At 65.3% G+C, this 15505-nt stretch carries 15 protein-coding genes and 3 tRNA genes; 7 read left to right on the top strand and 11 right to left on the bottom strand.

Annotated elements, in window-relative coordinates; translation table 11 throughout:
* The first annotated feature begins 189 nt into the window (after window positions 1-189).
* From recX to DGN21_RS08685, 5 genes are all read left to right on the top strand, one after another.
* Complete coding sequence (recX, locus tag DGN21_RS08665) at window positions 190-678, top strand: recombination regulator RecX (protein ID WP_024939583.1); 489 nt, start codon at window positions 190-192, stop codon at window positions 676-678.
* A 101-nt stretch (window positions 679-779) separates the two neighbouring features.
* Window positions 780-3428: an alanine--tRNA ligase gene (alaS, locus tag DGN21_RS08670; protein WP_126965768.1), complete on the top strand. Its 2649-nt coding sequence runs from the start codon at window positions 780-782 to the stop codon at window positions 3426-3428.
* A gap of 138 nt (window positions 3429-3566) precedes the next feature.
* A complete protein-coding gene (gene csrA, locus DGN21_RS08675) occupies window positions 3567-3779 on the top strand; it encodes a carbon storage regulator CsrA (protein WP_024939585.1) in 213 nt (70 codons plus the stop codon).
* Window positions 3780-3862: 83 nt separating this feature from the next.
* Window positions 3863-3955 (top strand) — tRNA-Ser (locus DGN21_RS08680).
* A gap of 236 nt (window positions 3956-4191) precedes the next feature.
* The gene (locus DGN21_RS08685; RefSeq protein ID WP_184429170.1) at window positions 4192-6159 is read left to right on the top strand and encodes a methyl-accepting chemotaxis protein; all 1968 of its coding nucleotides are present in this window, start codon (window positions 4192-4194) and stop codon (window positions 6157-6159) included.
* A 177-nt stretch (window positions 6160-6336) separates the two neighbouring features.
* On the opposite strand, the gene DGN21_RS08690 is transcribed toward DGN21_RS08685, so the two are convergent.
* Window positions 6337-7038: a pirin family protein gene (locus DGN21_RS08690; RefSeq protein ID WP_046342365.1), complete on the bottom strand. Its 702-nt coding sequence runs from the start codon at window positions 7036-7038 to the stop codon at window positions 6337-6339.
* Window positions 7039-7172: 134 nt separating this feature from the next.
* Here DGN21_RS08690 and DGN21_RS08695 point away from each other — a divergent pair, with 134 nt between their 5' ends.
* Together DGN21_RS08695 and DGN21_RS08700 are read left to right on the top strand one after the other, a co-directional pair.
* Complete coding sequence (locus tag DGN21_RS08695) at window positions 7173-8117, top strand: LysR family transcriptional regulator (protein ID WP_126965832.1); 945 nt, start codon at window positions 7173-7175, stop codon at window positions 8115-8117.
* 44 nt (window positions 8118-8161) lie between these two features.
* Window positions 8162-9157, top strand: coding sequence for a DedA family protein/thiosulfate sulfurtransferase GlpE (locus DGN21_RS08700; RefSeq protein ID WP_024940830.1), 996 nt, complete (start codon window positions 8162-8164; stop codon window positions 9155-9157).
* Window positions 9158-9303: 146 nt separating this feature from the next.
* On the opposite strand, the gene DGN21_RS08705 is transcribed toward DGN21_RS08700, so the two are convergent.
* From DGN21_RS08705 to DGN21_RS08750, 10 genes are all read right to left on the bottom strand, one after another.
* Window positions 9304-9380 (bottom strand) — tRNA-Arg (locus tag DGN21_RS08705).
* Window positions 9381-9489: 109 nt separating this feature from the next.
* A tRNA-Arg gene (locus tag DGN21_RS08710) sits at window positions 9490-9566 on the bottom strand.
* Window positions 9567-9606: 40 nt separating this feature from the next.
* On the bottom strand, window positions 9607-10488 hold the full coding sequence (locus DGN21_RS08715) for an alpha/beta fold hydrolase (RefSeq protein ID WP_126965833.1): 882 nt from the start codon (window positions 10486-10488) through the stop codon (window positions 9607-9609).
* Window positions 10485-11294 (bottom strand): bifunctional hydroxymethylpyrimidine kinase/phosphomethylpyrimidine kinase, encoded by an 810-nt coding sequence (thiD, locus tag DGN21_RS08720; protein WP_160955168.1) that lies wholly within the window; start codon window positions 11292-11294, stop codon window positions 10485-10487. Before thiD ends, DGN21_RS08715 begins: the two co-directional genes overlap by 4 nt.
* Window positions 11295-11331: 37 nt before the next feature.
* On the bottom strand, window positions 11332-12003 hold the full coding sequence (locus DGN21_RS08725; RefSeq protein WP_046342370.1) for a YoaK family protein: 672 nt from the start codon (window positions 12001-12003) through the stop codon (window positions 11332-11334).
* Between the two features lie 6 nt (window positions 12004-12009).
* Window positions 12010-12492, bottom strand: coding sequence for a hypothetical protein (locus DGN21_RS08730; protein ID WP_126965835.1), 483 nt, complete (start codon window positions 12490-12492; stop codon window positions 12010-12012).
* The gene (locus DGN21_RS08735; protein WP_016904785.1) at window positions 12492-13889 is read right to left on the bottom strand and encodes a PhoH family protein; all 1398 of its coding nucleotides are present in this window, start codon (window positions 13887-13889) and stop codon (window positions 12492-12494) included. The genes DGN21_RS08730 and DGN21_RS08735 overlap by 1 nt, the downstream gene beginning before the upstream one ends.
* Window positions 13890-13971: 82 nt before the next feature.
* Window positions 13972-14454 (bottom strand): peroxiredoxin, encoded by a 483-nt coding sequence (locus DGN21_RS08740; RefSeq protein WP_102581140.1) that lies wholly within the window; start codon window positions 14452-14454, stop codon window positions 13972-13974.
* 37 nt (window positions 14455-14491) lie between these two features.
* On the bottom strand, window positions 14492-14842 hold the full coding sequence (locus DGN21_RS08745) for a ribonuclease E inhibitor RraB (RefSeq protein WP_039515997.1): 351 nt from the start codon (window positions 14840-14842) through the stop codon (window positions 14492-14494).
* Between the two features lie 13 nt (window positions 14843-14855).
* Window positions 14856-15482: a glycine cleavage system protein R gene (locus tag DGN21_RS08750; RefSeq protein ID WP_002813792.1), complete on the bottom strand. Its 627-nt coding sequence runs from the start codon at window positions 15480-15482 to the stop codon at window positions 14856-14858.
* Between the last annotated feature and the right edge of the window lie 23 nt (window positions 15483-15505).

Here is a 15505-nt window from a genome sequence, read left to right on the forward strand (position 1 = left end):
GGTTCTGCCTACCGGCCGCGTCCGCCTGATGGCAGAACGGCAGCACTGACGGCTGTGGCAGGTTTTCTATCGCGGGGACGGCGGAGTCAGTGCCGTCGCTTCCCGCGGTAGATCTATTGAAGGCCAGGAGGGCAGGCGCCACGGACGGCGCATTGATGCTGTGTGGTTTTGGTACTCGGGACACCCACGATGGACGAGCAACAGCCCGCGCCAAAGCGGGGACGCCGGTTCAAGGAGCAGACGCCGGTACAACGCGCACTGGGATTGCTGGTGCGGCGTGAGCATTCGCGCAAGGAATTGAATCGCAAGCTGCTGGCACGCGGTATCGAGCCGGACGCTGCACAGGCGGCCGTGGAGCGCCTGGCTGAGGAGGGGTGGCAGGACGACACCCGTTTTGCGGCCTCGGTCGTACGCAATCGTGCAGGTTCGGGCTACGGTCCACTGCATATCCGCGCCGAGCTCGGAACTCACGGCCTGGACAGCGATGCCATCAGCGCCGCAATGGCGACGTTTGAGGGCGACTGGACCGAAAACGCGCGCGACCTGATCCGCCGTCGCTTCGGCGAGGAAGGGCCTACCGATCTCCCGCAGCGGCGCAAGGCCGCCGATCTGCTGGCACGGCGTGGTTTCGATGGCAACAGCATTCGCAGCGCCACGCGCTTCGACCTTGAGGACTGAGGGCGTCAGGCCTGCTACCCTTCGTGGTTTCAGGTTGTTCCGCTCATCTGCGCCCACATCTCATTGGGTGACCGGGACTGCCGCCCGCCCAATGCCAGCACATGAACGCATCCGCCAAATTCAGCACTTCCCAGATCCGTAGTGACTTCCTCGCGTTCTTCGAGGGGAAGGGCCACACCATCGTGCCATCCGCGCCGCTGGTGCCGGGCAACGACCCGACCTTGCTGTTCACCAACTCCGGCATGGTCCAGTTCAAGGACGTCTTCCTCGGCGCGGAGAAGCGCAGCTACGTGCGCGCGGCCGACGTACAGCGCTGCCTGCGTGCCGGCGGCAAGCACAACGATCTGGATTCGGTGGGCTACACCGCGCGCCATCACACCTTCTTCGAGATGCTGGGCAACTGGTCGTTCGGCGATTACTTCAAGAAGGATGCCATCAGCTGGGCCTGGGAGCTGCTGACCCAGGTCTGGAAGCTGCCGGCGGAGCGGTTGCTGGTCACCGTCTATCACACCGACGAAGAAGCCTTCGCGCTGTGGCGCGACATGATCGGCATTCCGGAAAGCCGCATCGTGCGCATCGGCGACAACAAGGGTGCGCCGTACGCGTCGGACAACTTCTGGCAGATGGCCGATACCGGCCCGTGCGGCCCCTGCACCGAGATCTTCTTCGATCATGGCGACCACATCGCCGGTGGCCCCCCGGGCTCCCCGGACGAGGATGGCGACCGCTTCATCGAGATCTGGAACCTGGTGTTCATGCAGTTCGATCGCCAGCCCGACGGCACCCTGGTGCCGCTGCCGGCGCCGTGCGTGGACACCGGCATGGGCCTGGAGCGCCTGGCCGCGATCCTGCAGCACGTGCATACCAACTACGAGATCGATCTGTTCCAGGCCTTGATCGGCAAGGCCAGCGCGCTGACCGGCGTCACCGATCTGGAGAACAAGTCGCTGCGGGTGATCGCCGACCACATCCGCGCCTGTTCGTTCCTGATCGTCGACGGTGTGCTGCCGTCCAACGAAGGCCGCGGCTATGTGCTGCGCCGGATCATCCGGCGTGCGCTGCGCCACGGCTGGATGCTGGGGGTACGCCAGCCGTTCTTCAGCAAAATGGTGCCGACCCTGGTCGAGCTGATGGGCGAGGCCTATCCCGAACTGGTGGTCGCGCGGGAGACCGTCGCGCGCGCACTGCTGGCCGAAGAAGAGCGCTTTGCCGAGACGCTGGACGCCGGCATGAAGATCTTCGACGACGTTGCTGCGCGCTCGCAGGAAGTGATTCCCGGCGCCGATGCGTTCCGCCTTTTCGATACCTACGGGTTCCCGGTCGATCTGACCTCCGACATCGCACGCGAGCGCGGCTTGCGCGTGGACATGGAGGGCTTCGAGTTCGCCATGGAGCGTCAGCGCGAGACCGCGCGTGCCGCCGGCAAGTTCGGTGGCGGCGTCGCATTGCCGGCCGATCTGGTCGCCACCATGTCGCCGACGGTGTTTCTGGGCTACGAAGCCTATGACGCCGATGCGCTCAAGGTCGTGGCGTTGCTCAAGCAGGGCCGTCCAGTTGAACGCGCGGAAGCCGGCGACGAGGTCATCGTGTTCACCGACCGCACGCCGTTCTATGCCGAGTCCGGTGGTCAAGTCGGCGATAGCGGCCAGCTGAGCGGTAGCGATGTCTCCATCGAGATCACCGACACCCAGAAATTTGCTGGCCAGTTCCATGGCCATGTCGGGCGCATCACCGAAGGTTCGCTGGCATTGGGCGATGTGCTGGCAGGCGGCATCGACGTGCAGCGTCGCGGCAAGACCATCCTCAACCACTCGGCCACGCATCTGCTGCATGCGGCCCTGCGCGAGGTGCTGGGCACCCACGTACAGCAGAAGGGCTCGCTGGTTGCACCGGACCGCTTGCGGTTCGACTTCTCGCACTTCCAGCCGATCACACCCGAAGAGCTCGCCGTGATCGAACGCAAGGTCAACGCCGAAGTGCGCACCAACCACAGCGTGGAAGTGCACAACATGGCCATGCAGGAGGCGCTGGATTTCGGCGCGATGGCGCTGTTCGGCGAAAAGTACGGCGAGAACGTGCGCGTGCTGAAGATGGGCGGTTATTCCACCGAGCTCTGCGGCGGCACCCATGTCACCCGCACCGGCGACATCGGTTTGTTCAAGATTACCTCCGAGGGCGGTGTGTCCTCGGGCGTGCGTCGCATCGAGGCGATGACCGGGCAGGGCGCGCTGGACCATGTCGCCGATGAAGAGCGACGTCTGCTCGAGGCAGCCAGCTTGCTCGGCGGCAATGCGACCGAGGTGGTCGACAAGGTTCGCGCGCTCACCGAACGTCAGAAGCGGCTCGAGCGTGAGCTGGAGTCGCTCAAGGCCAAGCTGGCCTCCGGCGCAACTGCAGACCTGGGTTCCAGCGCGGTCGATGTGGCAGGCGTCAAGGTGGTCGCCGTGCGTCTGGAGGGCTTCGATGCCAAGGCGTTGCGCGATGCGATGGATCGCCTCAAGCAGCAGTTGGGCGATTCGGTCATCGTGTTGGCAGGCGCGGCTGCCGGCAAGGTTGCGCTCGTTGCCGGCGTGAACGGCAGCCCAACTGGCAAGGTGAAGGCGGGGGAACTCCTCGGGCATATCGCCAGTCAGATCGGAGGCAAGGGCGGTGGTCGTCCGGATCTCGCCCAGGGTGGTGGCGAGGATGGTCCCGCCCTTGCGACCGCGCTGGAAGGCGTGCCCTCCTGGGTCAAGCAACACTTGGGCTGAACACTTGTCCTGGTATGCCTTGCTGCTTGGCAGGGTGTCCCGCTACCATTTCCGGTCTATTCCCTTTACCTAGGGCGCGCCTCGTCAGTCGGCCGCCGATGCTGGTGGGAAACCCACCGGTTCCAGGAGATTTGCAAAATGTTGATCCTCACTCGCCGGGTAGGCGAAACCTTGATGATCGGCGACTCGGTCACTGTGACCGTACTCGGCGTCAAGGGTAATCAGGTGCGTATCGGCATCACCGCACCGAAAGATGTTGCTGTACACCGCGAGGAAATCTATCAGCGGATCCAGCGTGGGGATGAGCCGGTCGCTTCCGGTGCGCATCAAGGCGACGATTCTTCGAATTGATCGTCATAAAGGGTTTACGTTAGCCCCTCTTACCCGGTATTCTTCGCGGCCTGCAACGGACACCGCGGCAGGACGCAAAAACTGGAGCGATGCCCGAGCGGCTGAAGGGGCTCCCCTGCTAAGGGAGTATAGGGTCAAAAGCTCTATCGAGGGTTCGAATCCCTCTCGCTCCGCCAGTGTTTCAGACGCCCGCAAATCCCTGATTTGCGGGCGTTTTCATTTGTGCCGGCAGGTCAGTGACGGTCTGCAGTGGCATTGCTCGCGCCACGCTGGTGGCTGTGCCGGCCGCAGCATCTGAATTGCCACGAACGTGTTGCAGGCGGCGATTCAAGTAAGCCGGGCACGGGTCGCTAAGGCTGTGACACCTCTCTCGGATCTCACCCCGATGCGCCTACCGCCTCTGCTTGGACGCCTGTTTTCTTCCCGGAGCCGTGGGCTGCAGCACAAGGCCGATGCGGTGGACCGGGTGATGGCGGTGATCGAGTTCGATCTTGATGGCCGCATCCTGCATGCGAACCAGAATTTCCTGTCGCTGATGGGCTACCGGCTCGACGAAGTCGTCGGTCAGCATCACCGCATGTTCGTGACCCCCAGCGACCGCGACAGCGAAAGCTATCAGCAGTTCTGGCAGGCGCTGCGTCGTGGCGACTTCAACGCCGGGCGATTCTGCCGGCTGGACAAGAACGGGCGCGAGGTATGGATCAACGCTTCCTACAATCCGTTGCTGGATCGTGCAGGCAAGGCCTATCGGGTGGTCAAGTACGCCACCGACATCACCACGCAGGTCCGCCAGACCGCCGACTTCGAAGGCCGCATCGATGCGATCGACAAGGTCATGGCGGTCATTGAGTTTTCGCTGGATGGCACAGTGCTCGATGCCAACGAGAATTTCCTTGCGGTGATGGGCTACAGGCTCGATGAGATTCGCGGCAAGCACCATGGCATGTTCGTGGACGCGCAAACGCGCCAGTCGGCGGCCTATCGCGCGTTCTGGGAGAAGCTGGGACGCGGCGCGTTCGACGCGGGGCGCTACAAGCGCCTCAACAAGGACGGCAGCGAGGTGTGGATCCAGGCGTCCTATAACCCGGTGCTCGACGAGCACGGGCGGCCGTACAAGGTGGTCAAGTACGCCACCGACGTGACCCGTCAGGTGATCGATTCGGCCGACGCCGATGGTCGCATCCAGGCCATCGACAAGGTGATGGGCGTGATCGAGTTCGATCTGGAAGGGCACGTGTTGAGTGCCAACGACAACTTCCTGGCCATTTTGGGGTACTCGGCCGAGGAGGCGATCGGCCAGCATCACCGCATCTTCGTGGACGCAAACTACGGTGCCTCCGAAGACTATCGGCATTTCTGGGCGAAGCTGGCGCGTGGGCAATTCGATGCGGGCCGCTACCGTCGGCTGCGCAAGGACGGCAGTCCGGTGTGGATCCAGGCGTCCTATAACCCGATCCTGGATGTGTCCGGTCGTCCGTACAAGGTGGTCAAGTACGCCACCGATGTCACCGATCAGGTGCGCTCGGCCGAGCGCATGCGTCAGTTGATGCAGCAGACCATGAGCATTGCGCAGAACGTGCAGCGCGAGGCGCACCATATTTCGGTCAGCAACCAGGACCTGGTGAGCCGCTCGTCAACGCAGTCGGCAGCCGTGGCGCAGACCTCGACCACCATTGACCAGCTGGCAGAGACCGTACGCAGCAATTCCGACAGTGCCGGCTCGGCGCAGCGCATGGCCGAGGCATCGGCCGATGTTGCCCGACGCGGCGCTACCGTCATCGCCGACATGGTCAAGACCACGGCCGGCATACGCTCGGCTACCGATCGTATCGGCCAGATCATTGAGGTGATCGACGGCATCGCGTTCCAGACCAATATCCTGGCCTTGAATGCGGCCGTGGAAGCGGCACACGCTGGCGAGCAGGGGCGTGGATTTGCCGTGGTGGCGACCGAGGTGCGCAGCCTGGCGCAGCGCTGCAGTGTCTCGGCGAAGGAAATTCGCGGCTTGATCGACAATGCAGCCGACCAAGTGGGCGATGGTTCGCGCCTGGCCGAGCAGGCCGGGGCGGTGATGCAGGACATGGTCAGCTCGGTGCTGCGGGTCACCGCGACCGTGGAGCAGATTGCCGCTGCCAGTCAGGAGCAGGCGCGGGACATTTCCACCGCCAACACCGCGCTGCAATCGATCGGTGTGCAGGCGCGCGACCAGGCGCAGATGGTCGACGATCTGGCGCGCTCGGCGCGTGTGCTGGAAGCCGATGCCGACGCGCTGTTTGCGCTAGTCAATGGCGACAGCGATGGCGCGGTGGAGGCGGCTGCCGTGCGCAGCGAACCCGCGAGCAAGTCGCTTGTCAGGCCTGCCAAGCCGCAGGCGGCATGATCCCGCGCAGAGTGCTGCGCGGGATTGTCGATGCGCGGCGTCGTTGCAGCTGCCCTGCAAGCAGAGGTGCCTGAGCACAAAAAAGCCCGCCGGAAGCGGGCTTTTTGATATCGGCCGATCCCCAGTGCGCGGCGTGCCGCCTGGTCTGCGGCACGCCGTGCGCTGAGCTGGTGGCGCTTACCTCGGCAGATCGAACACCAGCACTTCCGCATCGCGTGCATCGGCCAGCACGATCTCCGGCTCGTCGGTGATCTGCAACGCATCGCCGGCCGACAGCGCCTGGCCATTGACGCTCAGGCTGCCGCGCGCCACCTGGACGTAGCCGATGCGGCCCTCGGCCAGTGGCTGCTGCAGACGCACCTCGCCATCGAGGATCGAGGCATACAGGCGCGCGTCCTGATGCAGGCGCAGCGAGCCGTGCTCGCCGCCGGGCGAGGCGATCAGGCGCAGTTGGTTGCGCTTGCTGTCGGCATCGAAATGCTTCTCCTCGTAGCTGGGCTCGATGCCGCTGCGCTCGGGCATCACCCAGATCTGCAGGAAGTGCACCGGTTCGCTGGCGGAGTGATTGAACTCGCTGTGGGTGACGCCGCTGCCGGCGCTCATGCGCTGCACGTCGCCGTAGTGCAGGACCGAGCCGGTGCCCATGCTGTCCTTGTGCTCCAGTGCGCCACCCAGCACGTAGGAAATGATCTCCATGTCGCGGTGGGCATGGGTGCCGAAGCCTTCGCCCGGGGTCACCTTGTCTTCGTTGATCACCCGCAGCGGGCCGATGCCCATGTGGCGCGGGTCGTGGTAACTGGCGAAGGAGAAGGTATGGCGCGAGGACAGCCAGCCATGTTCGGCGCGGCCACGGGTTTCGCTCTTGCGGACATTCAACATGCTGCTTCTCCTTGAAAGGGTTGGTGTCGCCAGGGAGTGACTCGGTGTCCCGGCGGCTTGGTGGCTAGTCTCTACCTCCGCGCCGGCGCCAAAAAGCGAGTAGATTTGGTCGCTACCATCGAAAAAATCGAACAATGAAGATCAGCCTGGAAGCACTGCAGATTCTGGATGCGATCGACCGCCGCGGCTCGTTCGCGGCCGCGGCCAAGGTGTTGTTCAAGGTGCCGTCGACGATTTCCTACACGGTCTCCAAGCTGGAGGACGATCTGGGTGTGCAGCTGTTCGAGCGGGTCGGCCCCAAGGCGACACCGACCCAGGCCGGGCGCGAACTGCTGCGCGAGGGGCGGCAGCTGCTGCGGGCCGCGCAGGAGCTGGAGGTGCGGGTCCGGCGGGTGGCGTCGGGCTGGGAGTCGGACTTTGCGATCGGTCTGGATGCGATCCTGCCGGTGGCCTTGCTGCAGACGCAGATCCTGGACTTCTACACGGTGGCCGACAGCACCCGCCTGCGCGTGGTGAGCGAATCCTTGTCCGGCAGTTGGGAGGCGCTGCTGGATCGGCGCGTGGACCTGATCGTGGCGGCGGGCGAGGGGCCGAGCGGTGGTGGCTATGTGGCCGAGGCGATCGGCACGCTGGGCTTCGTGTTCGCGGTGGCCTCCACGCATCCGCTGGCGGGCGCCGGCCTGCTGGGCGCGGCCGAGCTGGCCGAACACCGTGCGATCGCGGTGGCGGATTCGGCGCGGCGTCTGCTGCCACGCACGGTGGGCCTACTCTCCGCGCGCGATGTGCTCACCGTGCCGGACATGCAGGCCAAGCTGCAGTTGCAGCTGGCCGGTGCCGGCTACGGTTTTCTGCCCGAGCCGTATGCGCGCGGCGCGCTACAGGACGGGCGGCTGTGTGCGCTGCAGGTGGAGCCCCGTAAACCCGATGAAACCTTCTACCTGGCGTGGCGGCCGGGCGAGGAGGGCGAGGCACTGGGTTGGTGGCGGCGCGCACTGCGCCGCGATGGACTGTTCGATGGCTGGTTGCAGTCGCTTGCCGAAACGTATCGTTCCGTCGCCGGCGGGCAGCCGCGCGTGTGAGGAAGGGCGGATAATGGGCCCTCGCCGTCGCGCAGGGTCGCCGCATGCAAGGCTTGATCGAACAGTACGGATTGGCGCTGGTCTTTGCCAACGTGCTGGCGTTGTCGCTGGGCCTGCCGGTGCCGGCGCTGCCGACCCTGGTGCTGGTTGGTGCCGGCTACGCGCTGCAGGGCGGGAGCGACGCCTGGCTGGCCGGATTGCTGGCGTTGGCTGTGTCGGTGCTGGCAAGTCTGCTCGGTGACCTGGCCTGGTATCTGGCAGGCCGCCGTTTCGGCAACCGCACCCTGCAGTCGCTGTGCCGGCTGTCGCTGTCGCGCGATACCTGCATGAAGAAGACTGAGCGGTTCTTCTCGCGCTGGGGTGTGCGGGTATTGGCGGTGGCCAAGTTCGTGCCCGGTCTGTCGATGGTCTCGGTGCCGATGGCCGGTGCGATGCGGGTGCGCCCGGCGGCATTCCTGCGCTACGACGCCCTGGGTGCGTCGCTGTGGGCGTTCGTCGGGCTGAGCCTGGGCGCGCTGTTCGCGCATCAGGTCCAGGACGTGCTCGCGTTGCTGTCGGATCTGGGCTCCGGTGCGGTGGTGGTGCTGGCCGTGTTGCTGGCCTGCTACGTCGGCTGGCGTTGGTGGCGGCGGCATGCCTTGCTGCGCTCGCTGGAGCACGCGCGTATTGCGGTGGACGAACTGGTGCCGTTGCTGGATGGCGACGAAGCGCTACGGCCGACGGTATTGGATATCCGTGCGCCGGGCCATCGCGATCTGCAGCCGTACACGATTCCCGGCGCGGTGTTTGCCGACGAGCGTCAGCTTGCGCAGATCCTGGCCAGCGTGCCGCGCGATCGCAGTGTGGTGATTTATTGCGCGTGTCCGGACGAGGTGTCGGCGGCGTGGTTGGCCGGTCGGATGCGCGAGCGCGGATATGGCGACGTGCGGCCGTTGCTGGGTGGGCTGGATGCATGGCGCGACGCCGGGCATCCGGTGACCTCGTTGCTGCCGGTGGCGGTGGTTGCCCGTACCGATGATGTGCTGGGCGCGATGGCCTGACCGCAGTGACGCGATGTCCTGTGACGGGCGTGCTGGTCTTTGGCAGTTGCTGCGTCGCGTTCGCTGCGTGGTAACAGCGCGGCCACGCCATGCGCTCGAACGACAGGCAAAAAAAAGACCAGCAAGCTGGTCGTTTTCTTCAAGATTGGTGCGCCCGGAGAGATTCGAACTCCCGACCGCCTGGTTCGTAGCCAGGTACTCTATCCAACTGAGCTACGGGCGCATTATCTTGTTTTGACTTGCATTTCCAACTTGCAGATCCGTCGCAATGCGATCGAATCCTTGTAACTAAAAAGACAGCGGTTGAAGGCTGTCTCTTATTGTTCTGAAGATGGTGCGCCCGGAGAGATTCGAACTCCCGACCGCCTGGTTCGTAGCCAGGTACTCTATCCAACTGAGCTACGGGCGCGTCGTCAGGAGCGGAATTATGCGGATGCCCGGAGTCCTCGTCAATCCCCTTGTGACATTCGATTGTCGCTACCCCCATCGCCAAGACGCCGGCGCAGCGCGGCGGCCACGGCGGCGGGCGTCTTCATCCATGCGAAGTGATCGCTGCGCGCGCCCAGTTGCGCATCGTCCAAGGCGACACGTTCGGCACGTGCCTGCGGCATTTTCTGCAGCAAGGCCTGCAAGGCGCCGGGCGGGCCGAAGCGGTCGCGTGCGAAGGTCACTGCGCTGATCGGCATGTCGAGTTGGCCCAACGCCTGCTCGAGATCCCACGACGTGCCTGCCGCACGATAGCGATTGCTGCGACCGACCTGCGCCCAATCGGCGATCAGGCTGCGCGCCTCGGTGCCGCCGAAACCGAGCGTTCGCCCGTGCAGCACGCCTTGCGTGCGTGCCAGCCATGGCAGCAGCCGGAAGATCAGCGGCAGGCCGTAGCGCATCGGCACCGGAAAATTGCGCCAGTACGGCGAGCCGCTGGCGACCAGCCACAGCTGCGCAATCCGTACCGGCTGCAACGCGGCATGGCAGCAAGCCAGTTGGCCGCCCAGGCTATGACCGCCCAGCACGCACGGCAGTTGCGGGTCATGCAGGTCGAGCAGCGCGCGGCTGGCGGGGATATCGTCGGCAAGCAGCGTGCGATAGCCCCAGTCGTGCTCGCGCGAGGGGCGCAGGGTGCTGCTGCCGTTGCCGCGCCACTCGTGCAGATAGACCGCAATGCCGGCGCTCGCCAAGGCGTGCGCGAACGGCTGGTAGTGCCGGGCGGCAACGCCCAGTGCCGGCAGCCACAGCAGGCTGGCGATCGGCCGCGCCGGTGCGTGGCGCAGCACCTGCCAGGCATGTCCATCCGCTGCGGTCACGGCGAGCGTGCTGGCCTGCACGCTCATGGGCTAGGCGCGGCGCCGAAATGGTCCAGCACCAGCACCTCGCTGTGACCGGGGCTGTGGCCAAGGCGGATGGCGCGCGCGATATAGTCGATGGCCGCTTCGCAGGCGTTGAGCAGGGAAAGGCCTTGGCACAGCTGCGCGGCAATGGCCGCCGACAGGCTGCAACCGGTGCCATGCGCATCGACCTGCAGGCGCGGATGCATGAACACGTCCTGGGTGACACCGTCATCGAAGCGGTCGATCACCCGCGTGCCTTCGTGCAGGTGACCGCCTTTGAGCAGCACCGCATTGGCGCCGAGTTCGAGCAGGGCGGCGGTGGCGTGCTCGGCGCCATCGGCATCGTCGATACGGCGGCCGGTCAGCAGCTCGGCTTCGGGCGTATTCGGTGTGATCAGCGTGGCCAGCGGCAGTAGACGCGCGCGCAGGGCCTCCAGCGCGGCGTCTTCGAGCAGGCGGGCGCCACTGGTGGACACCATCACCGGGTCGAGCACCACGAACGGTGGGCGATGGGTTTCGAGCAGATCGGCCACGCAATGGATGACCTCGGCGTTGGCGAGCATGCCGAGTTTGACTGCCTGAATTTCGAAGTCCTCAAAGCAGGCATCGACCTGCGCCCGCAGAAACGCGACCGGGGGGATATGCACGGCAGTGACGGCGCGGGTGTTCTGCGCGGTCAATGCGGCGATCGCCGACAAGCCGTGCACGCGGTGCGCGGCAAAGGTCTTGAGGTCGGCCTGGATGCCGGCACCACCGCCGGAATCGGAGCCGGCGATGGTCAGGGCGGACAGCGTGCTGGACGTGGTCATGGGTGGATTCTGCACTGCTGTCTGGCGGATGTGCGGATCAGCGCGTGCGCCAGCGACGCCACTGCAGGTAGCCAACGTAGCCGGCACCGGTCACTCCGGTCAGGCCCGCCGGCAGGTAGAGCGCGTCGTAGTGCCAGCGCTGGAATAGCCAGGTGCCGAGCATGCTGCCGCCGAGAAAGCCGCCGATGATCAGCCCGCTCAGCGTGAGCCGGCGCACCTGCAGCGGGCGCCCGCGCAGCAGATGCCCCAGGCCGATGCCCAGGTCGGTGAACATGCCGCTCAGATGGGTGGTGCGGACCGCGGCGCCGCTGAGGGTGGTGGCCATGGCGTTCTGCAGGCCGCAGGCGCCTGCGGCGACCAACGCGCCGCCGACATGGTGCAGCTTGAACAGTGGGATTGCGGCCAGCAGCAGCAACGCTTCGAGCAGCAGTGCCGCACCGTAGCGCTGTCCCAGCCGCAAGACATCGTCCTGGATGATCAGGCCGCTGAGCATGGCGCCTGCGCAGAACGCGATCAGGATGCCCCAGAGAAAGCCGATCTCCGGTGCGCTGTTCTGCACCAGGGCCACGCCGAGCAGGCTGGTGGTGCCGGTGAGGTGGCTGACCACCTGATGCTCGGAGCCCAGGTAGCCGACCACGTTGACCATGCCGGCCACGCCCGATAACGCTACCGCGCCGATCCAGACCCAGCGCGGCAGCAGCAGGCCCATCGCGGGTCAGGGCGTACCGTTGACGGCGATCTGCGAGAACGCGCCGGTTTGCGGATCGTACAACGCACCCCAGAAGGCGCTACCGCCATCGCACACCCGGATCGCTTCCTTGGCCGGTTTCACCGGCGGATCGTTCGGGAGTTTGAAGGCGTTGATGTAGATCAGCTGCTGGCCCTGGACCACCACGCCCACGTACTGGCGATCGAAATCGCGCGGCTCGGGGATGGTCGGCGTCAATGAGTCCTGCCGGGATTCGAGCTGTTCGATCTGCTGCTGGCTCGGTGTCCAGTAGCCGGTGATCTGGCCCGGATGCCGCGCCGGGCTGTCGCGCGAGCAGGTGTCCAGCACCTGCTCGGCGATGCCCTGGCGGGTTATGACCCAGGACTGCCCGTTCTTGAGGTTGGTCGGCACGCTCGCTGGCGGCGGCGTGGTCGCGCAGCCGGCCAGTGCCATCACGGCGAGTGCCGCCGCGCCGCGCAGCCTGTGCATCACAGCACCTCCGAAGCGAAGTCGGCCAGGCGCGAACGCTCGCCGCGCCGCAGTGTGATATGCGCGCTGTGCGGCCAGGCCTTGAAGCGATCCACCGCATAGGTCAGGCCGGAGGTGGTTTCGGTGAGGTAGGGCGTGTCGATCTGTTCGACGTTGCCCAGGCACACGATCTTGGTGCCGGGGCCGGCACGGGTGATCAGCGTCTTCATCTGCTTGGGCGTGAGGTTCTGCGCCTCGTCCAGGATCAGGTAGCGCGACAGGAAGGTGCGCCCGCGCATGAAGTTCATCGAGCGGATCTTGATGCGGCTGGCGAGCAGGTCGTTGGTGGCCGCACGCCCCCAGGCGCCGCCGTCCTGGTTGTGGGTGAGCACTTCCAGGTTGTCGGTCAGTGCGCCCATCCACGGCGTCATCTTTTCTTCCTCGGTGCCGGGCAGGAAGCCGATGTCTTCGCCGACGCTGACGGTGGCGCGGGTCATGATGATTTCGCGGTAACGCTGCTGATCCATCGTCTGCGCCAGGCCGGCGGCCAGGGCGAGCAGGGTCTTGCCGGTACCGGCGGTGCCGAGCAGGGTGACGAAGTCGATTTCCGGGTCCATCAAGGCATTGAGCGCGAAGTTCTGCTCGCGGTTGCGCGCCACGATGCCCCAGACCGCATGTTGGCCGCTGCGGAAATCGTCGACCAGGCACAGCGTGGCCTTGCCGCCGCCGACCTTGGCCACGCGCAGCTCCACTTCGTCCTCGCCCGGCAGGTACAGGTACTGGTTCGGATACCAGTCTTCGTCCTCGGCCAGCACGATCTCGTAATGGGTGCGGCCACGCTCGTTCCAGCTGCGCAGGTCCTGATTGTGCTTTTCCCAGAAGTTGTCCGGCAGCTCGATGGCGCCGGTGAACAGCAGGCTGAAATCGTCCAGCGCGCGATCGTTCTGGTAGTCCTCCGCGTTCAGGCCGCTGATATAGGCCTTGATGCGCAGGTTGATGTCCTTGGACACCAGAATGACCGGCACGTCCGGATGCTCTTCGCACAGCGCCAGCACCGAGGCCAGGATCTTGTTGTCCGGGATCATCGCGCCGAAGGTGCGGCCCGGGTCGATCGGATGGATCTGGAAATACAGCCGGCCGATCGCCGCCTGGCCCTTGAGCTGGATACCCTGCGGATGGCTGAGCAGGATGCCGGCCTGGATCTGCTCGGCATTCGTGTTCTCCAGCAGTTCGTCCAGGAAGCGGCTGACCTGGCGCGCATTGCGGCTGACTTCGGACGTGCCCTTCTTGGCGTTGTCGAGTTCCTCGATCACCTGCATCGGCAGGAACACATCGTGTTCCTCGAATTTGAACAGCGCGGTGGGATCGTGCATCAGCACGTTGGTGTCCAGCACGTAGATGCGCTTGCCTCGGGTCATTGGGTCTTCCAAGTGATGGAGCAGGGGCGAGCCATCACGCCTGCAGGGCAGGGTGATGGAGGACACGGGAAACCAGGGGGCGTCACTGTCTGGCGTGCGCCTTCAACGCGGCCAGCACGGCATCGGCGTGGCCGGGGACCTTGACCTTGCGCCAGGCCTGCACCACCACCCCTTCGGGCGACAGCAGGAAGGTGCTGCGCTCGATGCCGAGCACCTGCTTGCCGTACATGTTCTTTTCCTTGATCACGTCGAAGGCGCGGCACAGGGCCTCGTCGCCATCGCTGACCAGCGGGAAGGTAAATCCCTGCTTGGCGCAGAAATTGTCGTGCGACTTCACCGAGTCGCGCGAAACGCCCAGCACGACCGCGCCGGCCTGGGTGAACTGCGGCAGCAGCGCGTTGAAATCCAGGCCTTCGGTGGTGCAGCCGGGCGTGCTGTCCTTCGGGTAGAAGTACAGCACCACCCATTTGCCGGCGTAGCCGCGCAGCGTGGTGTTGGTGCCGCCGGACAGCGACAGTGGCAGGTCGAAGCTTGCAGCAGGTAGTTCGAATACAGCGTCGGTCATCGTTGCTCAGCCCTAAGTGGAGGGGCGTACGGCGCGGTCAAGCCGGGCCGACGTCCATCCCATCATAAGCAGCCACATGGAAACGTTTGGCAAGCGCATCGAACTGCGCATTGCGCTGATTCAGCGACTCGATGGTGTGCTGTTCCAGCTTGTCCACGTGCAGGAAGTACGACTCTTCGTCGTCGCCATCGTCTTCGTCGCGTTCGCCCAGGAAGATGTCGATGACCCGATAGCCGTCCCGGGTCAGTTGCTCGGCGAGGTGTTGCAGCGGTTGCTGCGCCGGGTCGGCGAAGAAATATTCCCAGCGCAACGGCCCGTCGAGATTCCAGTCGGTCTCGGAGCGGATGTGCTCGAACATCTGTTTTAGGGCGGAAAGGGCAATGGCCATCGGAACGTCTGCCTCAGAACTTCATCGGGTCCATGATCGCGTCGAGATTGAGGTGATCACAGAATTCCAGGAAATCATCGCGCAACGCGGCGATGTGCATGTTGGCCGGCACGCCGATGGTCACCTGCGCCGAGAACATCTCCGCGCCGGTCTGCATGGCGCGGTAGCGCGTGCTCTGCAGGTTCTCGATGGTGATGCCCTGGCGGTCGAAAAAATCGGCCAGCTGGAACAGGATGCCCGGCTTGTCGGCGGCGATGACTTCGACGATGTAGGGCAGCAGGTTGGACTGGGTCTGCTTGGGGCCGGTGCGGTACCACACCAGCTTCAGGCCTTCCTCGCGCTCGAGCCGGGTCAGCATCGCTTCGAGCTTGGCGACCGAATCCCAGGAGCCGGTGGCCAGGGCGGTGACCGAGACATCGCGCCCCACCGTGGCCAGGCGGGCGTCCACGAGATTGCAGCCGCTGTCGGCGATGCGGCGGGTGACGGGCAACAGGGGGGACTCCGGATGCGTCGTATAGGCGTTGATCAGGAGGTGGTTTTCGGTCGGCGAAGGCCGGGGAGTCGAGTCGGTCAAAGGGGCTTCCGGCATTGCATCAGGCTGAATGGCCGCCCGGGCAGGCGCCCTGGCGGTGACCAGCATACTTGCCCGTGGTTTCGCGCCGC

This window comes from Xanthomonas sp. MLO165 (assembly GCF_018831305.1).
Taxonomy (GTDB): domain Bacteria; phylum Pseudomonadota; class Gammaproteobacteria; order Xanthomonadales; family Xanthomonadaceae; genus Xanthomonas; species Xanthomonas arboricola.